Raw genomic sequence first — 26,336 nt, forward strand, 5'->3', positions numbered from 1 at the left:
CTTGTCACTGGCGCCGAATGTGCGAGAACACGGATTCCAGATGCACCACTACCCGTTGCAGACCACAGGCCCCGCTTAGCAGTAGCGGTTTGAGCTGCGTTCTCTTGCCTACTTCTCTTTGCAGCCGGCAAAGAGAAGTAGGTGCCGCCCCGCACAGGGGCAACGCTAATAGACCACTAACAATGCAAGGAAAGGCACGAAAGCCAGAACAAGGAAAGGCACGAAAGCCAGAACAAGGAAAGGCACGAAAGCCAGAACAAGGAAAGGCACGAAAGCCAGAACAAGGAAAGGCACGAAAGCCAGAACAAGGAAAGGCCAAAGCCCTAAGAACACTGACAGCAAGCGTCGCGCAGACAAAAAACCCCAAAAAACCAAAACCACTATCCACCACGAGGCGCCCGAGCCGCCTCATCAAACCGCCGATTAGCCTCAACAACCTCCGCCCTGAACTGCTGCAAAGCACTGACCTCCAAATCCGGCGGCATCAAAGCTGCCCATAAAACATCGATTAACTGACCCGCGGTAGCGTCAATATCGATATGCCGATTGGCCAGCGTAGCGTCCCACAGCACATGTTCCATCGGCCCAAACACCATCGACCGCAACAACCTCAACGGCATGTCAGCCCGAATCTGCCCAGTCTCCTGGCCCTGCGCCAACACCCGCATCAACGGCGCCGTATACCGCCGCTGCAATTCCGTCAGCGCCTCACTCAACTCATGATGCCGAGCCCGGCCCTCGGACAACACCAAAGCACACAGGTCCGTGCCATTGACCAGCATCAACCGCAAATGCGTCCGCACAATAAAAGCAAACTGCTGCCGCACGCTGCCATCCCGCGGCAGCCCCGACTCGATCGCTTCAATGATCTCGTCGTACCAGTCGCCAATCACCCGCGCGCATAACTCGCGCTTGCCGCGAAAATAACTGAACACCGTCGCCTCGGAAATCCCCAGGCGCTGCGCAATCTCCGCCGTCGTCGCGCGCTCGTACCCCTTCTCGGAGAACACGTCGCGCCCCGCCTGCAAGATCTCCCTCACGCGCTGCTGAGACTTGCGCCCGGCCGGCTGGCGGCGCGAGGCAGGTAACTCAGCCTTCATGGCAACCGTCATATGAGTCCAGTTCAGTTTTGTGAGGCCAATCGCCTCGGTCACACCCATCCCATCACTGTATAGCGGCTCCAGACGCCTGCCAACCGGTTTCTGAGTGATACTCAAAAATACCACTTGACGCTTACGTAAATCTGGCGTGAAATGCGCCTTGAACGTTTCGCGCCTCGAGCGGGGTGGTAAAGGCGGCCCATAAGGCCGCCGCCGCCAGCTGAGCCGCACTCAGACGGGCCGGCGCCTACCCAGGCTAAGCCGGTCCGCCAACGAACTCTGGAGACACTGCAATGAGCAACCTGCCCGGTTTGCAATTCCCGCTCGGCGAAGAAATCGAAATGCTGCGCGACAGCATCGCCGGATTCGCCGCCAAAGAAATCGCCCCGCGCGCCGCGGAAATCGATCGCACGGATCAGTTCCCCATGGACCTGTGGCGCAAATTCGGCGACCTGGGCGTGCTCGGCATGACGGTCTCGGAGGAGTACGGCGGCGCGAATATGGGCTACACGGCGCACATGGTCGCGATGGAAGAAATCTCGCGCGCGTCGGCATCGGTCGGTCTCTCATACGGGGCGCACTCGAATCTGTGCGTCAACCAGATTCATCGCAACGGCACGGCAGCGCAGAAGGAAAAATATCTGCCCAAGCTGGTCTCCGGCGAACACATCGGCGCACTCGCCATGAGCGAACCGAACGCGGGTTCGGACGTCGTCAGCATGAAGCTGCGCGCGGACAAGAAGGGCGACCACTATGTGCTGAACGGCACGAAAATGTGGATCACCAATGGCCCGGATTGCGACACGCTGGTCGTCTATGCCAAAACCGATCCCGAAGCGAATTCGCGGGGCATTACCGCGTTTATCGTCGAGAAGGGCATGAAGGGTTTCTCGGTCGCGCAAAAACTCGACAAGCTCGGCATGCGCGGTTCGCATACCGGCGAACTGGTGTTCCAGGACGTCGAAGTGCCGGAAGAAAATATCCTCGGCCAGTTGAACGGCGGCGTGAAGGTGCTGATGAGCGGCCTCGATTACGAACGCGCCGTGCTCGCCGGTGGCCCGACCGGCATCATGGTCGCAGTCATGGACGCGGTCGTGCCGTATATCCACGACCGCAAGCAGTTCGGTCAGCCGATCGGCGAATTCCAGTTGATTCAAGGCAAGGTCGCCGATCTGTACACCACGCTGCAAGCGTGCCGCGCGTATCTCTACGCTGTGGGCCGTCAACTCGATACGCTCGGCAAGGAACACGTGCGCCAGGTGCGTAAGGACTGTGCGGGCGTGATTCTCTACACCGCTGAAAAAGCGACTTGGATGGCCGGCGAGGCGATCCAGATTCTCGGCGGCAATGGCTATATCAACGAGTATCCGGTCGGCCGTCTGTGGCGCGATGCGAAGCTCTATGAAATCGGCGCGGGCACGAGCGAAATCCGCCGCATGCTGATCGGCCGCGAACTGTTCGCCGAAACGGCTTGAGCCAAGAGGAGAAGCCACGCAATGCCGATCATCGAATCAAAACTGAATCCGCGCTCGGACGACTTCCGCACCAATGCGGCGGCGCTCGAAGCGCTGGTCGCCGATCTTCGCGCGAAGGTCGAGAAACTCGCGCTGGGCGGCGGGCAAGCGGCGCGCGACAAACACACGGGCCGCGGCAAACTGCTGCCACGTGAGCGCATCGAGAAACTGCTCGATCCGGGCACGCCGTTTCTCGAGTTCTCGCAACTCGCGGCCTACGGCATGTATCACAACGATGCGCCGGGCGCTGGCGTCATCACGGGCATTGGCCGCATCGCGGGGCAGGAGTGCGTGATCGTCTGCAATGACGCGACGGTCAAGGGCGGCACGTACTATCCCGTCACCGTGAAAAAGCACGTGCGGGCGCAGGAAATCGCTGCTGAAAATCATTTGCCGTGTGTCTACCTGGTCGACTCGGGCGGGGCGAATCTGCCGAATCAGGACGACGTGTTCCCCGATCGCGATCACTTCGGCCGCATCTTCTTTAATCAAGCGAATCTGTCCGCGGCAGGCATTCCGCAGATCGCCGTCGTGATGGGTTCGTGCACGGCAGGCGGCGCCTATGTGCCGGCCATGAGCGATGAGTCGATCATCGTCAAGAATCAGGGGACGATTTTTCTGGGCGGCCCGCCGCTCGTCAAAGCCGCAACCGGTGAAGTGGTGAGCGCGGAAGACCTCGGTGGCGGCGATGTGCATACGCGTCTGTCGGGCGTGGTCGATCATCTCGCGCAGAACGACGCACATGCCTTGGGCATTGCGCGCAGCATCGTCGGTAATCTGAATCGCACGAAGCAGGTGCCGGTGGCATTGCAGGAGCCGAAGCCGCCGCGCTACGACGTGAAGAGCATGTACGGCGTGATTCCCGTCGATACGCGCAAGCCGTTCGATATCCGCGAGGTGATCGCGCGCATTGTCGACGATTCCGCTTTCGACGAATTCAAGGCCCGCTACGGCACCACGCTCGTGTGTGGCTTCGCGCATATCTGGGGGCACCCAGTCGGCATCATCGCGAACAACGGCATTCTGTTTTCGGAGTCGGCGCTCAAGGGCGCGCACTTCATCGAACTGTGCTGCCAGCGCAAGATTCCGCTGGTGTTCCTGCAGAACATCACGGGCTTCATGGTGGGCCGCAAGTACGAAAACGAAGGCATCGCGCGTAACGGCGCGAAGATGGTGACGGCCGTGGCTACGGCGAAGGTGCCGAAGTTCACGGTGATCATCGGCGGTTCGTTCGGGGCAGGTAACTATGGCATGTGCGGCCGCGCGTATTCACCACGCTTCCTGTGGATGTGGCCGAACGCGCGCATCTCGGTGATGGGCGGCGAGCAGGCGGCCTCGGTGCTGGCCACGGTCAAGCGCGACGGCATCGAAGGCAAGGGCGGTGCGTGGAGCGCGGAAGAAGAAGAGGCGTTCAAGCAACCGATCCGCGATCAATACGAACACCAGGGCCATCCGTACTACGCCAGCGCTCGTCTGTGGGACGACGGCGTGATCGATCCGGCGCAAACGCGCGATGTGCTTGGCCTCGGCCTCTCGGCGACGATGAACGCACCGATCGAAGACACGCGTTTCGGCGTGTTCAGAATGTGACAGAGCGCAAAGCGCAGGAGCTGCAACGATGCAATACGAAACGCTGAAGGTCGCTTTCGCCGGGCAGATCGCCACGGTCACGCTGAATCGGCCGGACGTGCGCAATGCGTTCAACGAAACGATGATCGCCGAAATCACCTCGGTTTTCACGGCCTTGAACGTGCGCGACGACGTGCGCGCAGTAGTGCTCGCCGCGAACGGCAAGGCATTCTGCGCAGGCGCCGACCTGAACTGGATGAAGAAGATGGCCGGCTACTCGGACGACGAGAACCGTGCCGACGCGATGCTGCTGGCGAACATGCTGTCGTCGATCTATCGCTGCAGCAAACCGGTGGTTGCACGGGTGAACGGCGACGCCTACGCGGGCGGCATGGGTCTGATCTCGGCGTGCGATATCGTCGTTGCGGTAGAGAGCGCGCGTTTTTGCCTGTCCGAAGCGCGTCTCGGCCTGATCCCGGCGACCATCGCGCCGTACGTGATCCGTGCGTTGGGGGAGCAGGCGTCGCGCCGCTACTTCACGACCGCCGAGCAGTTCGATTGTGCGACGGCGTTTCGCCTCGGCCTGGTTAGCGAAGCAGTCAGTGCGGAACAACTCGACGCTACCGTGCAGCAGATCGCCGAGACGCTTTGCGCAAACGGTCCGCAAGCGGTGCGTGCCTGCAAGCAGCTCGTGCAGGACATCGCTGGCCATGAGTTGAACGAGGCCATGATCGAAGACACGGCGGCGCGCATCGCCCGCACGCGAGCCGGTGCGGAAGGCCGTGAAGGCGTCGCGTCGTTCCTCGAAAAGCGCACGCCGTCCTGGCGCGATTGACATGCCGTTGAAACGTAACTGAAGCGCACCTGAAGCGCGGGCAAGCCTCCACTCCAGGGCGCTGTCCGGCCTTCGCCAGAACAACACAGCCCCGAACGGGACACTTCACCGAGACACCTCATGTTCAACAAGATCCTGATTGCCAACCGAGGCGAGATTGCCTGCCGCGTCGCCGCGACCTGCAAACGGCTCGGTATCGCGAGCGTGGCCGTGTATTCCGATGCGGACGCCAACGCGAAACACGTGGCCGCCTGTGACGAAGCGGTGCATATCGGTGGTTCGACCGCGGCGGAAAGCTATCTGCGGGTCGAGCGCATCATCGAAGCCGCGCGTGCAACCGGCGCACAGGCGGTGCATCCGGGCTACGGCTTCCTGTCGGAAAACGAAGACTTCGCGCATGCCTGCGAAGCGGCCGGCATCGTATTCATCGGACCGCCGGTCGAAGCGATCGCCGCAATGGGCTCGAAGGCAGCCGCGAAGGCGCTGATGCATGCGGCGGCCGTGCCGCTCGTGCCGGGTTATCACGGCGACGATCAGGATCCTGAGTTGCTGCATCGCGAAGCCGATGCGATCGGTTATCCGGTCTTGCTGAAGGCGAGCGCGGGTGGCGGCGGCAAAGGCATGCGCGTGGTCGAGCGCACTGAAGATTTCGCGGCGGCACTGGCGTCGTGCAAACGCGAAGCGGCCAGCAGTTTCGGCAACGACCGCGTGCTGATCGAAAAGTATCTGACGCGGCCGCGTCACGTGGAAGTACAGGTATTCGCGGACCGTCACGGCGGCGCGGTGTATCTGTTCGACCGCGATTGCTCGGTGCAACGCCGTCACCAGAAGGTGCTGGAAGAAGCGCCGGCGCCGGGCTTGTCCGCGGAAGTCAAACGCGAGATGGGCGAAGCGGCCGTGGCCGCCGCGCGTGCGGTGAATTACGTGGGCGCGGGCACGGTCGAGTTCATCATGACCAGCACGGGCGACTTCTACTTCATGGAGATGAACACGCGCCTGCAGGTCGAGCATCCGGTCACGGAAATGGTGACGGGCCAGGATCTGGTGGAATGGCAACTGCGCGTCGCCGCCGACGAACCGCTGCCGCTTTCGCAAGAGCAACTGAAAATCGACGGCCATGCGATCGAAGCGCGTATTTACGCCGAGCATCCGGCCCGTGGCTTCCTGCCGTCGACGGGTACGCTCAAGCATTTGCGCATGCCCGAAGGCGTCGAATTCACCATCGGCGCGGCCGGCCTAGGCGAACCGGGTCGCAAGGCGCCGGTGCGCATCGACAGCGGCGTGCGCGAAGGCGACGCCATCACGCCGTTCTACGATCCGATGATTGCCAAGCTGATCGTCCACGGCGCGACGCGTGAAGAGGCGCTCGCGCGGATGAATCGTGCGCTGCGTGCCTGCGAAGTGGTCGGCCCGCATACCAACGTCGAGTTCCTGCAACGCATTGTCACGAGCGAACCGTTTGCGACTGGCGATCTCGATACGGGTTTGATCGAGCGTCATCACGATGCCTTGTTCGCGCCCGTAAAAAAGCCCTTCAAGGAAGCCCTGGCGCTCGCTTGCGCCGCATTGTTGACGCGTGAAGGCGGCACGGCGCACGGCGCGTCGCCGTGGGATGCACTATCGCACTGGCGTCTGAACAGTGGCTATACGCAGACGCTCGGCTGGCGTGACGTCGAAAACGAAAGCGTTTTCACGGCCACGTTCGCCCGCGACGGCGCCACGCAAACGCTCGAACACGACGGTGTGAGCGAAGGCTTCACCTGGTCGGAAGGCACCGGCCAGCACGAATACCGCGCGACGATCGGCGATGCGCGGGTCACCGGGCGTGTTTTCATCGACGGCGACACGTTCCACGTGTTCTGCCTCGGCGAGGCGCTGGCGTTCGAGTGGCAGAACCTGCTCGCGCATGCCGCGGATGCTGAAGGCGGTGAAGGCCGTTTGACCGCACCGATGCCGGGCAAGGTGATCGCGTTGCTGGTCGAACCGGGCACGGTGGTGGAGAAGGGCACGCCGCTGATCGTGATGGAGGCGATGAAGATGGAGCACACCATCGGCGCACCGGCGGCAGGCACGGTAAAGGAATTCCTGTATGCGGTTGGCGATCAGGTTGCCGACGGGGCGCAGCTTCTGGTGCTGGATGTGGGCTAACGGCCGTGCTTAAGCGAGGCGCGCGTAGCCCGCGGCGCGCGCTTCGTTTTCGAGTTGCTCGATCCGTTCGTAGTCGGTGAGCGGCAACGCGGAAAAACCCTTCAAACGCAGGCGTTTGGCACGTTCTGGCTGGGCACGGTGCGCTTCGTTGAGTGCCTCGCGCAGCGTCTCGATCGTCGCGGACGGCACATTGTTGGAGGCAATCAAAGGCAAACCCGGCGATGCTGCCGTCAAGCCGATTTGCCGAACCTTTTGCGCCAGTTCCGGCAATTCATCGCGAACAAACGCGAACGTCACGCAGTCGATTGCGGCGACGTCCGCGCGATTGTCGACCACCGCCCGCAACGATCCAAGATGCGAGCCGGTGCGCAGGACCGCGCTGAAAAACGCACCGTCGCGCGCAAGCGGCGCCACCGCGTGGCGAAACACATTCATGCCGCTATTCGAATCGTCCTGATTGTAGGCGGCACGCGCGCCACGGCAAGCCGCGAGCGAATCGAACTGCGACTCCGCTCGCGTGACCAGTACACTCGAATAGTCCGCGCCTGCGCAGCCCGGCGCATCGAATTGCGGCGTAGCGATCACCTGAACCTGCTCGTTCAAGCCATGCACCAATGGATAGCCGCAGGTTTGCGAGAGCAGTACGTTGGGGCGCCGCCAGAAGTCATGCAGTTCTTCGTCAGGCTCGACGATGCGGCAGTCCGGGTTCACCATGCGCAAGACGTCGTCTAACCACTCGCGCCACACAGTGGCAAGCGCGGGCGTCACGTTGTACATCGGCAGGGCGGCGATCCAGGTCATGGACGCGATTCTGGCATACCTAATGTCTGACCATTCGAAATTCGTCAAGCCCCAGGCGCACGGGCTCGGTCTGTTTGAACGGCCATTTGCACTCCACCACCTTCAATATTTCCAGTTGGGCGTCTTCGAACGCGACAAGCAAATCCGTGCGCCGCTTACTCGCGGCCCCACAATAGGTCATCAACGCCTCGGCGCTGACCTCGAAGACCTGCACCCGATCGTCATAACAGACGCGGAAGGCGACGGTTGCGCATTCCGTGACACAGGGCCTGAATCCTTCATCGACATATACCGACATTACAACCTCCCGCCGCACGCCCGAGTCATCAGGATGACTGGCCGTAAGCTTTCGGTATGTGGGAAAACCGGCATTTGCTGTAAAAATGCCGGGCACCCGCTTGATCTTACCGATCGGAAACAGTAGGCACCTGCGTGGCCGCATGCGTAGTCCGATTTTGCCTCAGGACGGCGGGCCCGTCATTCAGAGTTCCAGCGACAGTCCGTCCGTCGCGGCGACGTCGTCGGCGACCGGCCGCCCCATGCAGATGAGGGCATGGCCTGCGTCGATGGGGGCGTCCGTGGGTTCTTCGTAAGCGACTCGCCCGTTTAGCACGCGTGTGGTGCATGTGCCGCACATCCCGGACCGGCAGCTCGACGGCGCGGCGATCCCGCACGCCTCGGCGAGGTCGAGAAGCGTGCCGTTCTTCGGCAGCCATTGAACGGTGCGCTGCGATCGCGCGAACGTTACGGGTATGCCTGCTCCATCGTTTGCCGGCACGTTTGCGGGGCGCGAGCTTTGGGCGTTTTCCGCCACCGCCGCTGGGATTGCAGGCGTGCGTTTGACGGTTGCCGGTCCAAACGCCTCAAAGCGGATTCTGTTATCGGCGACGTTGAGCGCGCGCAATCCTTCATACAGTTCACGCATGAACGACTCGGGGCCACACAGATAGAAGTCGTAGTCGTCGAAGGGCAGTGCGCGCTTGATTTCCGCTACGCTCACGCGACCGGGCAAGGTGCCGGAAGGCGCGTGGGTGGCTGGATCGGTGGCGCTGTCGAACAGGTGCATCGAGACCGCCTGATGGCGCGACGCGAGGTCCTGCAGGTGCGCACTGAACGGCCGATCGACGTCGCGTCGCGCGCCATGGAAGAAATGCAGCGGCCTGGGCGGACTAAGCGGCTCGCGCGCGGCAATGGCGTGATGCAGCATCGTGATCATCGGCGTGATGCCGATACCCGCCGAAATGAACACGGCGGGGCGCAGGCTGGCTGAATCGTAGGTGAATGCGCCACGCGGTGCCATCGCTTCGATCTGCATGCCGGCGGCGAAGCGGTCATGCAGCCAGGCTGAGCCGACCCCGTCGCGTTTCACGGTGATCCGGTACTGCCGCAGGTTGCTCCCGTCGGACAGCGTATAGGTGCGCGTCAGCGGTTTGTCCAAGCCGTCGATCGGCACGCGGATCGGCAAGTATTGCCCGGGCTCGTACGCCGGCAACGGTGAGCCGTCCGTCGATTCAAAATAGAACGAGCGGATCATGGGCGTTTCTTCGTGCACGGCTGCGATCCTGAGCTTCTTCCACGGCGATTCGAGCGTTGAAGCAGGCAGGAAATCGAGCGGTGAGGCCGACAGGGGATCGGGCAACGAAGCAGGCAGTGGAGCGGGCACCGAAGCGGCCAGTGAAGCCGGCGCCACGAACTGCGGCGCATAGCCGACTTCCGACCAATGAAACGGTAACGCCTGGCGGCTGCGCCGCACTTCGGTAATACGAAAGCGCACCAGCCGCTCGGCCAATGGAAACTCAACCAGTTCCGGACCGTCCCAGACGATCTCGGCGAGGGCCGCGACGTACAGCATGTCACCGCTCGCAAAGTCTACGAACAACAAGCCGGCGCGCGGATCATGAAGCAGATTCCCCAGTGTGTTGAACAAGCGGTTGCCGCTGAAATCGGGCGTTGTCAGGGTGGTCGCGTCGTCAATACGCACGAAGCCCGGCATGCCGCCGCGATGCGAAACATCGGCGCCGCGAGCCGGGCCCGCATCCTCGCTGACGTTCGCGCTGGTGATAAAAAAAGTATCCGCGTTGGCCAGCAATGCGCGGTCCGCTGCGCTGAGTTGGGTCGACGTTTCAACGGGTGTCCGCGTGCCGGTTGCGCCGCGCGCAACGAAGGTCGGCGTACGGCTTTGAATATATTTTGCGCAGTTGCCAAAGCTTTGCATGACCTCGAGCGTGACCGTATCGCCATCTACCGACGACACGACGCCGTTGACGCGATTGCGCCGCCGGGTCTGCGCTTGCAGCCCCAGGCCACCGATCATCATGCCGGGCTGCCAGTACCCAGCCAGCGGATCTCCCGGTAAAACGCCGCCCTCGATCCGCAACGTGCGCGGATCCGGGGACGATACAAAGCCCGGTTCGGCCGCGCGCAACGTTGCCCACGGCTGGCCGTTTGCGTCGAGCCCGCCGAACACCATGAATGGCTGTTCGGCGTAAAACTGCCGATGCTGGTCCGGCATATACCGACGGATGCCTCGACGGCCAATCGACTCCGCCTCTTCGTTTACTCCCACATGTTGCTGTACCAGGAGTTCGGCGGCGTGAAACGGCGACTCGGCGGCGTCCCAGCCGCGCGGCGCGCCGGAAGAATGCTGGGACATAGCGGCCTCTGCCCGTCAGGGCTTACGCATTTCTCTGGTTACGCGGCGAGCAGTCCGGCCTTCGTTGCAGGCATCGCGATGAAGCGTGGCAGCGCTTCGACACGGCGGAGCCACGCCCGGATGTTCGGGTACGGTTCGAGCGAGACGCCGCCTTCCGGCGCATGGGCGATATACGTATGCGCGGCGATGTCGGCAATGCTCACGTGGTCTCCCGCGGCGAAATTCTTGCCGGCAAGCTCCGCGTCGAGCACGTCGAACAGCTTGTGGGCGATCTTCTGGGCGGTGTCGAGATTGAGCGGCGCACCGAATACCGTCACCAGCCGCGCTGCGCACGGTCCGTAAGCGATCTGTCCGGCGGCGAGCGAGAGCCAGCGTTGCACGGCGGCGGCGCCAAGCGCGTCTTCCGGCAGCCATGACGGGTCGCCATAGCGTTTCGCCAGATAGACGAGGATTGCGTTCGAATCGAACAGCACCGTCTCGCCATCTTCGATTGTCGGCACCTGGCCGAACGGGTTGAGCTTCAGGTATTCCGGGCGACGATTGTCGCCGGCAGCCATGTTCAGTTCGATCACTTCAAAAGGCAGATCGAGTAATGTCAGGAACAACTTCACGCGGTGCCCGTGCCCGGAGAGGAGCGTGGTGTGAAGGCGGATCGGCTGGGCGGGTTTGGCGGCTGACATTGAAAGCTCCTGGAGCGGGGAAAGCCGACAACCGTCGACTGGAATGGGGTAAGCGTACCGGCTCGCGGCACCGCGCAGAAGACTGCTAAGCTAGAAAACATAATCAATCAAAGATGGACAATCGGCGAATGGCAGATCTAAAAGATGTCAATCTGAACCGCCTTGCGATTTTTGTTGCGGTGGTGGAAGCGGGCTCGTTTACCGCGGCGGCCGCGCGTCTCGGCCTCACGAAAACCATGGTCAGCACGCATCTGCAGCGGCTCGAGCGCGAAATCGGCGCGGGTCTGCTGGTCCGAACGACGCGGCGGCTCAGCGTGACCGAAAGCGGGCGTGCTTTCTACGAGGCAAGTTGCAAGATCTTGCAGGCGGCGGAGGAAGCGCTATCGGCCGTATCGGGGGAATCTGCGCCGTTACGCGGCACGTTGCGCGTGAATGCGCCGATCGACTACGGGGCGTTGGTGGTGACGCCCGCGCTAGTGGAGATGCGCCGTGAGTATCCGGAACTCGACATCGAACTGGTCTGCAACGACCACTATGTGGATCTGATCGCGGAAGGCATCGACGTGGCCATCCGTCTGGGGCAACTTGCCGACTCGGGCTACCGTGCCGTGAAGCTCGGTGGTTACGTCAAATGGATCGTCGCGAGTCCGGAATTCATCGATACGTGGGGTAAGCCGAAGACGCCGGTTGCGCTCGCTGCCATGCCTCATGTCGCGCTATCTGTCTTGCCGCATCCGCTGACGCTCGAGCTGCAGCGGGCGAAAGGCGCGAGACAAAGCGTGCGGTGCGAGAATGTTCTGCTGGTGAATACGGCCGATTCAGCCCGTGCGGCGACATTGGCGGGCGGTGGCTTCGGATTGCTGACTGATTTTTCGATTGCGGAAGACGTGGCGGCGGGGCGGTTGGTCCGCCTGTTGCCTGATTGGGCCGGCAAGCCCAAGGGCATCTACGCGGTGTTTCCGCCTACCCGTTATCCGACGGCAAAGGTACGTGCGTTGATCGACGTGATCAGGAGAAGGCTTGAGCCGCCTGTGGACGGCTAACGCCGGACAGAGCATGGAACGCGCACTGACTCTCAACGCAGTTTTTCGTCGTTATGCTTTAGCCTGCTAAGCATAGTTAAAACGCTCGCTTATCCATGCGATTCGGCGTTGTTACGATCGCGGTTTGATCGTATTGACCAGACCGGAATTTCGAGCCTTGACCTTTTCTATCTTTCGTTTGCTCGCTCGCGCGGCGCTGTCTTCGCTGCTCGTCGTGAGTGCCGCTCACGCGCAGACCGCCGCCAATTCTTCGCCACGGCTCACCCCGATGTGATCAGCATCCTGGTCGCGCAGTTGACGTCGGCGGGGGCGTGGGTTCGCAGCCATCCCGACGATGCGGCGAAGCTGCTCGCGCCGATCTGGGGCTTGGACGCGGCCCGCAGCGCGTTAAAGCATCGGGTTTATCACTCCAGCAGATAACCGTATCGGATTTGCTTCGTTGTCGCCGCGCGCATGCACCGGTAAATTCGTCTGACTTCGCCTTAGCCGGCGTCCTTCGAACAGATTCGACGAAGAGTTTCCTGTGACGACTGCCTTAACACCCACCGCCGCCAGCGCCACTGGCCATATCAATCAAGCCCGGCACATCGAAATTCGCGCTTTCGACGGTCCCGTCGGCGCTGAAGTTCTGGGTCTCGATCTCAGCGAGCCGCTGGGCCAGGAGGATTTCGCAAGCATTCACCGTGCGCATCTGGACCATCACGTGCTCGTGTTTCGCGATCAACGCATCACGCCGGATCAGCAGATTGCCTTCAGCCGACGCTTCGGCCCGTTGCAGATTCACGTGCTGCATCAATTCCAGTTGCCGGGTTATCCGGAGGTGCTGGTCGTCTCGAACATCGTCGAGAACGGTCAACCGATCGGTCTCGGCGACGCCGGTCATTACTGGCACTCCGATCTGTCGTACAAGGAGAAGCCGAGCCTCGGGTCGCTGCTCCATGCGCAGGAACTGCCTTCGGAAGGCGGCGACACGCTGTTCGCCAACATGCATCTCGCGTGGGACACGTTGCCAGCGCACTTGCGCAGCGCGGTGGAAGGGCGTGCGGCCGAGCACACCTATCTCGCGAAATACGCGGAATTGCAGAAGCGCAGCCCATGGCGGCCGAATCTGTCGGCGGAGCAGATCGCACAGGTGAAACCGGTGGTGCAGCCGATTGTGCGCACGCATCCTGAGACCGGGCGCCGTGCGCTCTTCGTCAGCGAGCATTTCACGACCCGTGTGATCGGCTTGCCGGAAGACGAGAGCAATTCATTACTCGAAGAAATTTTCGCGCATAGCGTGCGCCCCGAGCATCTGTACCGGCATCAATGGGCCGAACATGACATGGTGTTCTGGGACAACCGCTCGTTGATGCATCTTGCGGCCGGCACGCCAGATCATCTGCGCCGCAAACTGTATCGCACGACGATTGAAGGCGACGTGCCGTTCTGACGGCAACGCCGCTCGCCATAACCACTATCACATGCTGACCGGAGTTCCGATGCTTGCCAGGTTTCGCCCGACCGCTCTGCGGTCGTCTTTTCCCCGTCGTTTGACCGCAACGCTGCTTACCTTATCGATGGGTGTCGCCGGCTTCGGCGCAGCCGTACCCGCGCACGCCGAAGGGCAGATCCGCATCGCCGAACAGTTCGGTATCGTCTACCTGCTGCTGAACGTGGCTCGCGACCAGCAATTTGTCGAGAAAGAAGGGCGTAAGCAGGGCCTCGATATCAAGGTCGACTGGGTGAAGCTCTCGGGCGGTGCCGCGGTCAACGATGCGCTGCTCTCCGGCGCGGTGGATATCGCCGGTGCGGGCGTCGGCCCTTTGCTGACGATCTGGGACCGCACGCATGGCAAGCAGAACGTGAAGGGCGTGGCGTCGCTCGGTAATCTGCCGTACTACCTCGTCAGCAACAATCCCAATGTCAAGACGATCGCCGACTTCACCGAGAAGGACCGTATCGCGCTGCCGGCGGTCAATGTGTCGGTGCAATCGCGCGTGCTGCAATACGCGGCGGCGAAACGCTGGGGCGACAAGGATTACAACCGCCTCGACAAGTTCACGCAGGCGCTGCCGCATCCGGACGCGGCAGCGGCGATCATCGCTGGCGGCACGGAAATCACCGGACACTTCGGCAATCCGCCGTTTCAGGAGCAGGAACTCGCCGGCAATCCGAAGGCGCACATCGTGCTGAATTCGTACGACGTGCTGGGTGGCCCGAGCTCGGCAACCGTGCTGTACGCAACAGAAAAATTCCGCGACACCAATCCGAAGACCTATCGCGCATTCGTCGATGCGCTGGCGGATGCCGCACGCTTTATCTCCGCGAACCCTGACGCCGCAGCCGATATCTACATCCGTACGAATCAGTCGAAAATCGACCGCAATCTGCTGCTGAAGGTCATCAAGGATCCCCAGGTGCAGTTCAAGGTCGCACCGCAGAACACCTTCGGACTCGCGCAGTTCATGTATCGCGTCGGCGTCATCAAAAACGAGCCCAAGTCATGGAAGGATTATTTCTTCGACGATCCGGCAACCGCGTCGGGAAGTTGAGCGTGATTTTCTTATCGAGCTTCGCCGGCTATTCCTCGGCGCGTGCGGTCGGCTCACAGGGAGCGATCTGATGGTGGCCAATCCTACCTCGCTGTTTCCGAACGATGCTGAGCAGGCCGCTCCGGCGACCAGCGAAAAACTGCTCGCGGTCGAACACGTCAACCTCGAATACCGCACGCGTGAACGGATCGTTCGCGCGACCCACGACGTGAGTTTCGACGTGTACGGGGGCGACCGCTTCGTCCTGCTTGGCCCCTCGGGTTGCGGCAAGTCGACGCTGCTCAAAGCCGTGGCCGGCTTCATCCAGCCGACGTCGGGCAGCATCTCGCTCGAAGGCGTTGCCGTGCGCGGTCCCGGCGCTGATCGTATTGTGGTGTTTCAGGAGTTCGACCAGTTGCCGCCGTGGAAGACGGTTCTGCAGAACGTGGCTTTCCCGCTGCGGGTGGCGAAGAAGCTTTCACGCACAGAAGCCAAAGAACGCGCGCTGCATTATCTCGACAAGGTGGGGCTTGTTTCGTTTGCCAATGCCTATCCGCATACGTTGTCGGGCGGGATGAAGCAGCGCGTCGCGATTGCCCGCGCGCTGGCGATGCAACCGCGCGTGCTGCTGATGGACGAACCGTTTGCCGCGCTCGACGCGCTGACCCGCCGCAAGATGCAGGAGGAACTGCTGCGCCTGTGGGAAGAGGTGAACTTCACGCTACTGTTCGTCACGCATTCAATCGAAGAGGCGCTCGTGGTCGGCAACCGGATTCTGTTGCTGTCGCCGCATCCAGGCCGCGTGCGCGCCGAGCTTAACAGCCACCAGTATTCGCAGGATAGTTTCGGGCGCAGCGACTTTCAGCACAGCGTTGCGCGTATCCATCACCTGTTGTTCGAACAAACGGAGGCCGTTCAATGAGCACGCCCACCGTCCTGCTGCCGCCGGTTCGTGAGGAGTATGAGCGCCCGCTCGAACCGCTCGGTGAACTTGTTCTCGAAGCGCCGCTGCCTCTCGGCAAGCGCCTCTTTGCGCAAGGCTGGTTGCGCAAGACGCTGATTGCGCTGGTGTTGATCGCGATATGGGAAATCGCAGCGCGCGCGGTCGACAACGATCTGCTGCTGCCGACTTTCGGCGCGACGTTCAGCGCCTTCGTACAAGGTGTCTGGTCGGGCGAACTGCTGCAGAAAACGGCGGTGTCGATGTCCGTGCTGCTGCGCGGCTATCTGCTTGGCGCCGCACTCGCCTTTGTTCTGACCTCACTTGCGGCATCGACGCGTATCGGCCGCGATTTACTCTCGATGCTGACCGCGATGTTCAACCCCTTGCCTTCCATCGCGCTGTTGCCGCTCGCTTTGCTGTGGTTCGGTCTCGGCACCGGCAGCCTGCTGTTCGTGCTGGTACACGCGGTGCTGTGGCCGCTTGCGCTCAACACGTACTCCGGTTTTCAATCGGTGCCGGCGACGCTGCGTATGACGGGGCGTAACTACGGCCTCACCGGCATACGCCATGTGCTGCTGATCCTGGTGCCGGCCGCCTTGCCGTCGATTCTTGCCGGCTTGCGCGTGGGCTGGGCCTTTGCGTGGCGCACGCTGATCGCCGCCGAACTCGTATTCGGTGCGAGTTCCGGCAGCGGTGGGCTTGGGTGGTATATCTTTCAGAATCGCAACGAGTTGTATACGGATCGCGTTTTCGCCGGGCTGGCTGCGGTCATCGTGATTGGCCTGCTGATCGAGCATCTGGTGTTCGATACGCTCGAACGCGTGACCGTTCGGCGTTGGGGCGTGCAGCACTAACGGCCCGATGTCGCGACAATGAGAGTGTGGCAACGCGCTTAAGTATGACGAAATGCGAAGCGCGCTGACGTGGGGGAAACAACCGGTCGCTCCCGCCGCTACCGGCCCCGAACCAGATCGACAGGAGGACCTCGTCATGGGAATGCGCCCAGATCCTACGTTCCACGCATCGCCGAAACTCGCAATGGATGCGCCAGCGGAAGATTTCGCTTATACGCTGCTGCTCAGCCCCGATTTCTCGCAGCCCGATGCACTCGCCGTCATCGATGTGAAGCCCGGATCGCCGACCTACAGCCAGGTGGTTCACACGGTGCCGGTGCCGAACAAGGGGGACGAATTTCACCACTTTGGATGGAATGCCTGCTCGTCGTCACTGTCACCGCTGACCGGCCACGCCTTCCTCGAACGGCGTTATCTGATCATTCCGGGGATGCGCTCCTCGCGCATCTACATCGTGGACACCAAGCCCCATCCGACCCAGGCGAAAATCCACAAGATCATCGAACCGGAGGAAATCTTCCGCAAGACGGGCTACTCGCGTCCCCACACCGTTCATTGCGGACCGGAAGGAATCTACGTCAGTACGCTCGGCGGCGCTGGGAAGGATGGCACAGATGGCCCCCCGGGGATCTTCATCATGGACTGCGAGACTTTCGAGGTTCTCGGCCGCTGGGAAATCGACCGTGGGCCCCAGCAAAAACACTACGATTTCTGGTGGAACCTGCCGCGCGACTACATGGTGTCGAGCGAGTGGGCGTTGCCGCCGCAATTCGAGAATGGGATCGTCCCCGAAGATCTTCTCTCGAACAAGTACGGGCACCACATCCACTTCTGGGATTTGCGGGCGCGGCGCAACGTGCAGACGATCGACCTCGGCGCCAACCACCAGATGGCGCTCGAAGTGCGGCCCGCGCACGATCCTGGCCGCGAATACGGCTTCATCGGCGTGGTGGTGGATACGACGAACCTTGAAGGATCGATCTGGACCTGGTGGCGGGAGGGCGGAAAGTTTCACATCGAGAAGACCGCGACGATTCCGCCCGAGCCCGCGGCCGCGGAACTGCTTCCGCCCTTGCTTCAGGGATTCGGCGCGGTGCCGCCGCTCGTCACCGATATCGATCTCTCTATCGACGACAAATTCCTGTACGTCGCCTGTTGGGGAACCGGCGAAATGCGCCAGTACGACGTGACGGAACCCCGTAAGCCGAAGCTCACGGGATCGGTCCACATCGGAGGGATCGTACGGCGCACGCCACATCCGAATGGCAAAACCTTTGCGGGTGGTCCGCAGATGGTCGAGATCAGTCGTGACGGGAAACGTGTCTACTGGACCAACTCGCTCTACTCGACGTGGGACAACCAGTTCTATCCGGACGGTGTGCCGGCGGCCCAGGTCATGGCCCGGGCTGAACCTGGCGGCGGCCTTGCACTGGCCGACGACTACTGGGTCGCGTTTCCCGACGGATACCGGGCACACCAGATCCGGCTCGAAGGCGGCGACTGCTCGACCGATTCGTTTTGCTACCCGTCGGTGGGAACTTGATTGGGGGTGGCTGGCCGCAGATCGCCCTTTGGTTAGCCGTCGCGGCGAGCGGCCTTTATCACGGGCTCAACCCGGCGATGGGATGGCCGCTCGCCGTTTCGAGCGGGCTGATGGACAAACGTGCACGGGCGCTGTTCTCCGCGCTCCTGTATCTCGCGGCGGGGCACCTGTTGGCCATGTTCGTGGTGATCGTGCCCTTCGCCATGCTTGCGATCCTGCTCGCCTGGCAGCGCGAGATCCAGATCGGCGCGAGTGTGCTGGTCATCGGCTTTGGGGTGTGCCTTCTGATCTGGCGGCGCCATCCGCGTGTACTCGCGCGTATCCCGCCGTCGCGGCTTGCGCTCTGGTCCTTCGCCGTTGCCATCGCGCATGGCGCTGGACTGATGCTGGTACCGATCTACCTCGGCCTGTGCCGGTCCTACGACATGGACCGAGGGCATCAGGCCGCGCGGACTCTGATCGACGCCAATCTGGGCATGGCGCTGCTTGTCTCCGGCGTCCATGCGATCGCCATGATCGCGGTCGGCGGACTGCTGGCCTGGTTGGTCTACCGCTACCTGGGGCTGAAGTTCGTGTCACGGAGCTGGTTCAACCTGGACGCTGTCTGGGCATCGAGCCTCATTCTGGTGGGCACGCTCTCGTTGGCGTTCAATGCCGCGCTGCCTGGCGGCGAGGGCTGATAAGGGCGGGCTCGCGTCGACCCACGGCGGGGTCGCCCGATTCGTTCGCACAGGACGTCCCCCTCGACCCCATTTGTTCCGCTCGCGCAAAATAGTTTGTCCATAGCGGGTGTTTTCTCAGTGCGTGAATACCCCTAGATTAGGCACCTATCGGAGCCACCGGCCCGGTGGGCAAGAAAGCCCAATCCAATATTCGAGGTATTCCATGAGCACGTCGCAAAAGGTCGTAGTTGTTACTGGCGCATCGCAAGGCATTGGTGCCGAGACCGTCAAAGCATTCCGCAAGCTTGACTACCGCATCGTCGCAACGGCACGCAGCATCAAGCCGTCCGAAGATCCCAACATCGTGACGGTGGCGGGTGACATCGCTGATCCGGCGACGGCGCGTCGCGTGATTGCCGAGGGCGTGGCACGCTTCGGCCGCATCGACACGCTGATCAACAACGCCGGTGTCTTCATCGCCAAGCCATTTACCAGCTATACGTCTGAAGACTACGCTGCGGTGACGGGCGTGAATCTGAACGGTTTCTTCTACATCACGCAGTTGGCGATCGCTGAAATGGAGAAGAACAACAGCGGCCATGTGGTCAGCATCACGACGACCCTGGCCGACCACGCCATCGACGGTGTGCCGTCGGTGTTGGCATCGCTGACGAAGGGCGGTCTGAACGCAGCTACAAAGTCACTCGCAATCGAATATGCGAAGCGCGGCATCCGTGCGAACGCGGTTTCGCCCGGCATCATCAAGTCGCCGATGCACGCCCCCGAAACCCACGGGGCACTCGGCGCACTCCATCCGATGGGCCATATGGGTGAGATGAGCGACATCGTCAACGCGATCCTGTATCTGGATGCGGCGCCGTTCGTGACGGGCGAAATTCTGCACGTCGATGGCGGTCAGAGCGCCGGGCACTAAAGCAGCACGGGGGCGCTGCTGGTTGCGCCCCTTAATTGACCACAACCAATGGTTTCGGCATCGAAGTCGGGGTGAAGATATCGTTGGTGTGCACCGGAGTCGCAACCAGAGCGAATGCGTAAAGCCTCAACCATTCGCTATAACCGTGCACGAGAAAGCCTCCCGAACGTTCTATGTACTGCTGCCGGGACGTTTCATAGACCTTCCGGAGTGCAAACCAGGGAACATGCGGCAAGTCGTGGTGAACCAGATGATAGTTGTTGTTCAGGAGCAACTTAGGATCGCACAGCGCCTTTCTGGTTGGGACTTGATGGGTCATTGCTGGGTGAAAATATTAATTCTTACCCGCAATTTACCCGCAGGTCGCTACGGATGCCTGTCGCGACGCTTTGAAGCGTCAGACCCGCTCAGATCAAGTATTTTCGAGCGTTCCGAGTCAGTTGTAGGGCCGCTGGGGGGAGGCGTACCCATTGATGGCGAATATGCAACTCGCCGGGGAAGCGCAAAAACGATATTCTTCCGCCATCCTCATATCGACTCGATATCACGCCATGGAATTGCGTCACCTCCGGCATTTCGTCGCGGTTGCGGAGACCCGGCATTTTGGCCGCGCGGCAGCACGGCTTGGCATGGCTCAGCCGCCGCTGAGTCAGTCCATCATGCGTCTGGAGGAATCGCTGGGCATTAAATTGCTCGAGCGCACGCCGCGTGGGGTGTCACTGACCGCTGCCGGCGAGGCGCTCATGGCGGAGGCGAAGCCGCTGCTCGCCCAGGCGGATCTGGCGGAGCGCCGCGTGCGTCAGGCGGCGGACGAACTGGCCAGCCTCAGTATTGCGTTCGTGCCGATGTGCGCGATGCACATCATGCCTCTTGCCCTGCATGCACTCCGCAAACAATGGCCCGGTGTCGACGTGCGCCTGATTGAGCGTGGCAGTGCGCTTACTGTGGCCAGTGTGAAGAACGGCAGCATTGATCTGGGCGTAGTTGTCACGAGTGTTGCCGATGTGCATGAACTGGAGAGCATCGTCATCGAACGTATGAGCATGGTGGCCGCAGTTCCGGAAAATTGGCCGCTCGCTCGGCGAACCCGCATCAGCATGGCAGATCTCACGACGTATCCGCTCATCATGTTTCCGCAGCAGATTTCGCAACCCGTGTTCGCGGCGTTCGAGGCTGCCCGGCGCGATGCCGGCGTGTCTTCGAAGGTCACCCAGCAAGCCCGTCACCCTTATACGATGCTCAATCTCGTCGCAAACGAACTCGGCGTCGGATTGATGCTGGATTCGGCAAGACATCTCCCGGTTGAAGGCGTGGTGTTTATCGATATCGAAGATTTATCACCATCGCTCGATACGGAAGTCTCCCTGATCTGGACCGATCGTCCGCATAAACCGTATCACCGCGCGATGCTCGATATCATTCGCGATCTGTCGCTCACCGTGCAAAAGTGAGCGGGTCCGTCAGGTCCGTGTGAACTCTCGCTGAGATTCTGCTCTGACAGCAGAGCTTGGCATCGTGTACTGCGCACGCCCCCGGGACTTCCTCTGTCTTGACAACATCCCCAGCACTGTTTACTTTTGTGAATGACGTTCACAAAACAAGTGCTCGCGTGGCGAGTAATCGGAGGAGCAGTGAGTTCATTGAAAGTGGAGAGCCTGTTTAACCTCGGCGGCCGGGTTGCTCTCGTGACCGGTGCAGGTTCCGGTATCGGGCGGGAAACGGCGCTATTGCTGGCATCGGCCGGTGCGATCGTTGTCGCGGCCGATCTGAACGAGGAGGGGGCTCAGCAAACAGTCGCACAGATTGAAACGGCGGCGGGCAAATCGATCGCGGTGAAAGTCGATATTGGCGACGAAGCCTCGATCATTGCGATGTTCGAGGCCGTGCACGCCAGACTCGGCCGGCTTGATGTGCTGGTGAATAACGCGGGAATCTATCCGAAGACGAGCTTCGTCGATACGTCGGCGGAGAAATGGGACCGCGTGTTGCGCGTCAATCTGCGTGGAACGTTCCTGTGTATGCGTGAGGCAGTCAAGCGGATGCAGGCCGCCGGAACGGGTGGGTCGATCATCAATATCTCGTCCGTGGCATCCCTGCAACCGGTGATTTTCGACAATGGCGATTACGGCGCGTCAAAGGCCGGCGTGAACAATCTGACGAAAGTCGCTGCCCTCGAATTCGCCGCGGACCGTATTCGCGTCAACGCCGTGCTTCCAGGTGGCGTCGCTACCGAAGGCGCCGCTGCATCGACGAAAGTTCATCAGGCACATGGGCCGATCACGCAGCCGGGGCGCATGCCTTTGGGGCGCATGGGCGTTGCCGCTGATATCGCAAGTGCTGTGCTGTTCTTCGCGTCGCCCGCCGCCGATTATGTGACTGGGCAGTTGCTTGCCATCGACGGAGGCTTCCAGATTTCCTGAGGATGCCGATGTAGCGGGTGACTCGCGCTCGCCCCAGATCGGGCGGCGTTAATCGTGTTGTGAGCAGCGAGTGAAGCCTGTGCATGATGTCTGTTTGTCCCCGGTGCCGACAGTACGGCATCGGGGATTTTTTATGTGCGGTCGCAGAATAAACGGCGCTCTGTCGATCTGACCGTGATGCAGCCAATGAGCCGTCGTCCGCACGGCGACGTCATGAAAACTAGTGAAAACACCGATCCAAATAATTGAACGGATAGTTGCATAACGGAACGCGCTCGCCTACGATGAACGTCAAGAGATGCCTCACGAGCATCCACCTGGCATCGCCTGATTGGAGACAAACGATGTATCTCCTGTATTCCGATTTGTGCGGCGTTCTCGCCGACTACTCGCTCAGTTCTGGAGCCCCGCCCGTCGACGCCGGGTTGTCGTGCGAAGACGTTGGCGAACCGGATTCCACCGCTCCACCCAGCGCGCCGTCGCGCTTGACCTCGTTGCTTCGCAAAGTCAACTTGCTTCGCTCAGAAAGCACGCCGCGCAATGGCGCCGCGATGACCCCAACTGAGATGTTTGAGGGAAACCGCTCATGACCCGTCTGACTCAAAAACTCTCCCGCGACGAGCGGCGCGTGATGTTTCCGCTTCTGCTGCTGTCGGTCGTTGTCGCAGCCGTCTATCTGGTGCTGCGTGACTGGCGGATGGAGGAACTCGGTCGTTCCGCGATCTTCGACATCGTCATGATTTTTGTTGTGCTCGGCGGTGCATCGTTCTTCGGCGTGGTGAGTTGCCTTGCGCGCCGTGGGCAGCGTGCCGAAGACGGACAAAGCGAGGGCTATTGCTTTCTGGGTGCACTGCTCGGCGCAATCGTATTTTTCGTCGCGCTTCTCAATTAAGCAGTGTTGAACGATGCCGGCCGGTTGGGTCGGCATCTGCATTCAGGTGTTGAGTATTGGCGCGCTCGCGCCAGCTTCGAGATCCCCACCACCTCTTCTGACTCTGCCAGCGATGACCGAACGACGACCGCCTTGTCGCCGATGTTGTCTCGCGGATTCACTACGTCTCCCTGGATTCGTGTTTCACCATGCGTTGCCGGGCTCGAATCGCGCTCCAAAGAGCAAATGCCCAGTGGCGGCGACATGCCACCGCCGCTCCCATCTCATGAGGTGTTGGTGGGATTTCGAAAAGTGTATATAATTGTACATCGTTCCAAAATAAGAACAGTGAGAGGGGCGTTGATGGTGCGCATCTTCAAGGCGGTTGCGTCTGCACGATGGCAGTTGCAGCGCCAGAACTCCATTGCTTCACGGAAACCAGGGCATGAAAACACGCATTACGGAGCTATTGGGCATTCGCTATCCGATTGTGCAGGGCGGCATGATGTGGGTGGGACGCGCCGAGCTGGCATCGGCGGTATCAAACGCAGGTGCCCTCGGCACCATCACCGCATTGACGCAGCCGACACCCGAAGCGCTAAGCGTCGAGATAGATCGTGTGAGGTCGATGACCGCAATGCCGTTCGCCGTGAACCTGACTATTCTGCCAACGATCAAGCCCGTTCCGTATGACGAGTACGTGCAGGTCATTGTGGAGAGCGGGGTCAAGATCGTCGAGACGGCCGGACGTAATCCCGAACCGTATCTGCCTGCCTTCAAAGCCGCCGGTATCAAGGTGATTCACAAGTGCACGTCAGTGCGCCACGCATTGAAAGCGGAGGCGATCGGCTGCGACGCGGTCAGCATCGATGGTTTCGAATGTGCGGGTCATCCTGGCGAAGACGACGTGCCGAACCTCGTCTTATTGCCGGCAGCAGCAGCGCGGCTACACATTCCTATGCTCGCATCGGGCGGCATAGCGGATGCGCGCGGGATGGTTGCGGCACTCGCACTTGGCGCGGATGGCATCAATATGGGCACGCGCTTCATGGCAACGCGCGAGGCGCCGATTCACGATAACGTCAAACGTCAACTACTGCAGCATGATGAGCGGATGACCGCGTTGATTTTCCGGTCTCTCAACAACACCTCGCGTATTTTCCGTAATGCAGTGGCGGAGCAGGTGCTCGAGCTGGAGCGCCAGGACGGCACCACATTTGCCGACCTCAAGCCGCTCGTAAGCGGCGAGCGCGGAAAACGCATTTACGAAACGGGCGACACCGACGACGGAACGTTTCCGGCAGGACTCGCCATTGGTCTGATTCACGATATCCCGACTTGCGAAGAACTGGTGACTCGCATGATTGTGGAGGCACGCGAACTGATTCACCGACGTCTTGCCACCATGATGGGCAAGACTGATAGCGAAGCGGCGTGCGCAGCCTGAATGCAGATTGAGCTACAACAGTCGATGACGAACAAGGAGTGGACCGTGTCAGAAAGTCGTGAAAAAGGACGTCAGGTAGTGCGGGAAATGTTGGGTGAGGAGTTTCTGGGCGCGATGGATGCCGCCGCGGCATCCGGCGGGTTCTGTGCCGATGCGGCGTCGCTTGCCCTCGAAAATGCGTTCGGTGATGCGTGGTCGCGTCCGGGCCTCGATCGCCGCTCCAGAAGCCTTGTCACGCTGGGCATGCTGATCGCGCTACGTACGCCCTGGGAGTTCAGCAATCATGTCCGTATCGGGCTTGCGAACGGGTTGACAGAGAAGGAATTGGAGGAAGTCGTCCTGCATGCGATTCCGTATGTAGGCTTTCCTGCGGTGAGTGTCGCGCTTAAGGCTTGCAAGGAAGTACTGGGCGACCGGGTCGCAACCATTCAGGAGTAGTGGGCCAGTGTAGGCGCCGCCTGTTCGGCGGCGTATCACATCACGTCCTTCGATGGTTTCTCTGCCGGCGCCCCTATTGCATTTAAATGCGTTCGAAGATGGCCGCGATACCCTGGCCACCGCCGATACACATTGTCACGAGCGCATAGCGGCCGTCAATTCGCTTCAGTTCATGGAGTGCTTTTACTGTGATCATCGCACCTGTCGCGCCGATTGGGTGTCCCAACGAAATGCCGGAGCCGTTCGGGTTGACCTTTGCCGGGTCGAGTTGCAGTTCTTTTGCCACGGCGCAGGCTTGTGCCGCGAACGCTTCGTTGGCTTCGATGACGTCGAGGTCCGCTACGGTCAGTCCGGCGCGTTGAAGGACTTTTTGAGTCGCCGGCACAGGACCGATGCCCATGTATCGAGGATCGACACCTGCGTGAGCGTAGGCCACCAATCTGGCGAGTGGGCGGATCCCGCGTGCCTCAGCCGTGCTTCTCTCCATCAGCAGCACGGCGGCAGCGCCGTCGTTCAGACCAGACGCGTTGCCCGCCGTCACGGTGCCCTCCTTCTGGAATGCCGGGCGCAGTTTCGCCAGCTCATCGAGCGTTGTGGTGGGGCGAACATGCTCGTCGAGTTCGAACATTGTCGCGCCTTTTTTTGTGTGTACCGCGACGGGAACAATCTGCTCCGCGAAATACCCCGCTTCGACGGCATGTCCGGCTCGACGGTGCGATTCCACGGCCAGTGCGTCCTGAGCGTCACGAGTGACACCGTATTTCGCTGCAATGTTCTCCGCGGTTACGCCCATGTGGCACGCGCTAAACGGATCGGTCAGCGCGCCGACCATCATGTCGATCAGGCGGATGTCGCCCATGCGCGCGCCCCATCGCGCGCCGGTCGCGAGGTAGGCCGCGCGCGTCATGTTTTCCGCTCCGCCGCCGATTGCGATATCGGTGTCACCGAGCCAGATCGCCTGCGCGGCTGAAATGATGGCCTGCAGACCCGAGCCGCACAGGCGGTTTACCGTCAATGCCGGCGTTTCGACGCCGATTCCACCTTCGAGTGCCGCTACGCGCGCGAGGTACATATCTTTCGGCTCGGTATGAATCACATTGCCGAACACGACGTGCCCAACCGCGTCGCCTTCGACGCACGCGCGAGCGAGCACTTCGCGGACGACGGTCGCGCCCAGTTGAGTCGGCGCCACGGAGGCGAGCGCGCCTCCGAAATCGCCGATCGCAGTACGAACACTGCTTGCAATTACGACTTCCCTTTCCATTTTGCTCTCCAGCACATCAGGATGATGACATCCCCGAATCGTTTACAAATATGAACGACGTTCATAAAATAGCTCAAATTTGACGAGATGTCCAGGGTCGGTTT

Annotated in this window: 23 protein-coding genes and 2 pseudogenes; 18 read left to right on the top strand and 7 right to left on the bottom strand. The window is 61.2% G+C overall.

What is annotated here, in order from left to right:
* Nucleotides 1-380: 380 nt before the first annotated feature.
* Complete coding sequence (locus tag FSO04_RS03110; RefSeq protein ID WP_154558448.1) at nucleotides 381-1,112, bottom strand: TetR/AcrR family transcriptional regulator; 732 nt, start codon at nucleotides 1,110-1,112, stop codon at nucleotides 381-383.
* Between the two features lie 281 nt (nucleotides 1,113-1,393).
* Here FSO04_RS03110 and FSO04_RS03115 point away from each other — a divergent pair, with 281 nt between their 5' ends.
* The 4 genes from FSO04_RS03115 to FSO04_RS03130 all read left to right on the top strand — a co-directional run bounded on the left by FSO04_RS03115 (nucleotide 1,394) and on the right by FSO04_RS03130 (nucleotide 7,166).
* On the top strand, nucleotides 1,394-2,575 hold the full coding sequence (locus FSO04_RS03115; protein WP_154558311.1) for an isovaleryl-CoA dehydrogenase: 1,182 nt from the start codon (nucleotides 1,394-1,396) through the stop codon (nucleotides 2,573-2,575).
* A 21-nt stretch (nucleotides 2,576-2,596) separates the two neighbouring features.
* Nucleotides 2,597-4,204, top strand: a complete 1,608-nt coding sequence (locus tag FSO04_RS03120; RefSeq protein WP_154558312.1) for a carboxyl transferase domain-containing protein — start codon at nucleotides 2,597-2,599, stop codon at nucleotides 4,202-4,204.
* A gap of 28 nt (nucleotides 4,205-4,232) precedes the next feature.
* Entirely contained in the window at nucleotides 4,233-5,018 is a 786-nt protein-coding gene (locus tag FSO04_RS03125) for an enoyl-CoA hydratase/isomerase family protein (protein WP_154558313.1), read from the top strand.
* A gap of 120 nt (nucleotides 5,019-5,138) precedes the next feature.
* A complete protein-coding gene (locus FSO04_RS03130) occupies nucleotides 5,139-7,166 on the top strand; it encodes an acetyl/propionyl/methylcrotonyl-CoA carboxylase subunit alpha (RefSeq protein WP_154558314.1) in 2,028 nt (675 codons plus the stop codon).
* Between the two features lie 9 nt (nucleotides 7,167-7,175).
* On the opposite strand, the gene FSO04_RS03135 is transcribed toward FSO04_RS03130, so the two are convergent.
* From FSO04_RS03135 to FSO04_RS03150, 4 genes are all read right to left on the bottom strand, one after another.
* Nucleotides 7,176-7,967: a phosphate/phosphite/phosphonate ABC transporter substrate-binding protein gene (locus FSO04_RS03135; protein ID WP_154558315.1), complete on the bottom strand. Its 792-nt coding sequence runs from the start codon at nucleotides 7,965-7,967 to the stop codon at nucleotides 7,176-7,178.
* A gap of 19 nt (nucleotides 7,968-7,986) precedes the next feature.
* On the bottom strand, nucleotides 7,987-8,265 hold the full coding sequence (locus FSO04_RS03140; RefSeq protein WP_154558316.1) for a DUF1488 family protein: 279 nt from the start codon (nucleotides 8,263-8,265) through the stop codon (nucleotides 7,987-7,989).
* A 183-nt stretch (nucleotides 8,266-8,448) separates the two neighbouring features.
* A complete protein-coding gene (locus FSO04_RS03145) occupies nucleotides 8,449-10,620 on the bottom strand; it encodes a 2Fe-2S iron-sulfur cluster-binding protein (protein WP_154558317.1) in 2,172 nt (723 codons plus the stop codon).
* A gap of 38 nt (nucleotides 10,621-10,658) precedes the next feature.
* Nucleotides 10,659-11,300: a glutathione S-transferase family protein gene (locus FSO04_RS03150; RefSeq protein ID WP_154558318.1), complete on the bottom strand. Its 642-nt coding sequence runs from the start codon at nucleotides 11,298-11,300 to the stop codon at nucleotides 10,659-10,661.
* Between the two features lie 128 nt (nucleotides 11,301-11,428).
* On the opposite strand from FSO04_RS03150, the gene FSO04_RS03155 reads away from it, so the two are divergent.
* The 9 genes and pseudogenes from FSO04_RS03155 to FSO04_RS03190 all read left to right on the top strand — a co-directional run bounded on the left by FSO04_RS03155 (nucleotide 11,429) and on the right by FSO04_RS03190 (nucleotide 19,792).
* The gene (locus tag FSO04_RS03155; RefSeq protein WP_154558319.1) at nucleotides 11,429-12,343 is read left to right on the top strand and encodes a LysR family transcriptional regulator; all 915 of its coding nucleotides are present in this window, start codon (nucleotides 11,429-11,431) and stop codon (nucleotides 12,341-12,343) included.
* Nucleotides 12,344-12,592: 249 nt separating this feature from the next.
* Nucleotides 12,593-12,721, top strand: a pseudogene (locus tag FSO04_RS47385) (aliphatic sulfonate ABC transporter substrate-binding protein); the annotation flags it as partial.
* A 145-nt stretch (nucleotides 12,722-12,866) separates the two neighbouring features.
* Entirely contained in the window at nucleotides 12,867-13,775 is a 909-nt protein-coding gene (locus FSO04_RS03160) for a TauD/TfdA dioxygenase family protein (RefSeq protein ID WP_168435549.1), read from the top strand.
* A 49-nt stretch (nucleotides 13,776-13,824) separates the two neighbouring features.
* Nucleotides 13,825-14,877 carry an ABC transporter substrate-binding protein gene (locus FSO04_RS03165; protein ID WP_154558320.1) on the top strand — a complete coding sequence of 351 codons (1,053 nt, stop codon included), beginning with the start codon at nucleotides 13,825-13,827 and terminating at the stop codon, nucleotides 14,875-14,877.
* Between the two features lie 70 nt (nucleotides 14,878-14,947).
* On the top strand, nucleotides 14,948-15,778 hold the full coding sequence (locus tag FSO04_RS03170; protein WP_154558321.1) for an ABC transporter ATP-binding protein: 831 nt from the start codon (nucleotides 14,948-14,950) through the stop codon (nucleotides 15,776-15,778).
* On the top strand, nucleotides 15,775-16,653 hold the full coding sequence (locus FSO04_RS03175) for an ABC transporter permease (protein ID WP_154558322.1): 879 nt from the start codon (nucleotides 15,775-15,777) through the stop codon (nucleotides 16,651-16,653). Before FSO04_RS03170 ends, FSO04_RS03175 begins: the two co-directional genes overlap by 4 nt.
* Nucleotides 16,654-16,789: 136 nt before the next feature.
* The gene (locus FSO04_RS03180) at nucleotides 16,790-18,196 is read left to right on the top strand and encodes a selenium-binding protein SBP56-related protein (protein WP_154558323.1); all 1,407 of its coding nucleotides are present in this window, start codon (nucleotides 16,790-16,792) and stop codon (nucleotides 18,194-18,196) included.
* Nucleotides 18,193-18,876 carry a hypothetical protein gene (locus tag FSO04_RS03185; protein WP_154558324.1) on the top strand — a complete coding sequence of 228 codons (684 nt, stop codon included), beginning with the start codon at nucleotides 18,193-18,195 and terminating at the stop codon, nucleotides 18,874-18,876. The genes FSO04_RS03180 and FSO04_RS03185 overlap by 4 nt, the downstream gene beginning before the upstream one ends.
* A 205-nt stretch (nucleotides 18,877-19,081) precedes the next feature.
* Nucleotides 19,082-19,792, top strand: coding sequence for an SDR family NAD(P)-dependent oxidoreductase (locus FSO04_RS03190; RefSeq protein WP_154558325.1), 711 nt, complete (start codon nucleotides 19,082-19,084; stop codon nucleotides 19,790-19,792).
* A gap of 31 nt (nucleotides 19,793-19,823) precedes the next feature.
* Here FSO04_RS03190 and FSO04_RS03195 read toward each other — a convergent pair.
* Nucleotides 19,824-20,066, bottom strand: a pseudogene (locus tag FSO04_RS03195) (fatty acid desaturase); the annotation flags it as partial.
* 277 nt (nucleotides 20,067-20,343) lie between these two features.
* On the opposite strand from FSO04_RS03195, the gene FSO04_RS03200 reads away from it, so the two are divergent.
* The 5 genes from FSO04_RS03200 (at nucleotide 20,344) to FSO04_RS03220 (ending at nucleotide 24,968) form a co-directional block, all read left to right on the top strand.
* Nucleotides 20,344-21,243, top strand: coding sequence for a LysR family transcriptional regulator (locus tag FSO04_RS03200; protein WP_154558326.1), 900 nt, complete (start codon nucleotides 20,344-20,346; stop codon nucleotides 21,241-21,243).
* Between the two features lie 180 nt (nucleotides 21,244-21,423).
* On the top strand, nucleotides 21,424-22,212 hold the full coding sequence (locus FSO04_RS03205; RefSeq protein ID WP_233464725.1) for an SDR family NAD(P)-dependent oxidoreductase: 789 nt from the start codon (nucleotides 21,424-21,426) through the stop codon (nucleotides 22,210-22,212).
* A gap of 586 nt (nucleotides 22,213-22,798) precedes the next feature.
* On the top strand, nucleotides 22,799-23,104 hold the full coding sequence (locus FSO04_RS03210) for a hypothetical protein (RefSeq protein WP_154558328.1): 306 nt from the start codon (nucleotides 22,799-22,801) through the stop codon (nucleotides 23,102-23,104).
* Nucleotides 23,105-23,528: 424 nt separating this feature from the next.
* Nucleotides 23,529-24,530 (top strand): NAD(P)H-dependent flavin oxidoreductase, encoded by a 1,002-nt coding sequence (locus FSO04_RS03215; protein WP_154558329.1) that lies wholly within the window; start codon nucleotides 23,529-23,531, stop codon nucleotides 24,528-24,530.
* On the top strand, nucleotides 24,531-24,968 hold the full coding sequence (locus FSO04_RS03220; protein WP_233464726.1) for a carboxymuconolactone decarboxylase family protein: 438 nt from the start codon (nucleotides 24,531-24,533) through the stop codon (nucleotides 24,966-24,968).
* A gap of 82 nt (nucleotides 24,969-25,050) precedes the next feature.
* On the opposite strand, the gene bktB is transcribed toward FSO04_RS03220, so the two are convergent.
* The gene (bktB, locus tag FSO04_RS03225; RefSeq protein WP_154558330.1) at nucleotides 25,051-26,232 is read right to left on the bottom strand and encodes a beta-ketothiolase BktB; all 1,182 of its coding nucleotides are present in this window, start codon (nucleotides 26,230-26,232) and stop codon (nucleotides 25,051-25,053) included.
* Nucleotides 26,233-26,336: the final 104 nt, after the last annotated feature.

It is taken from the genome of Paraburkholderia madseniana (genome assembly GCF_009690905.1).
Taxonomy (GTDB): domain Bacteria; phylum Pseudomonadota; class Gammaproteobacteria; order Burkholderiales; family Burkholderiaceae; genus Paraburkholderia; species Paraburkholderia madseniana.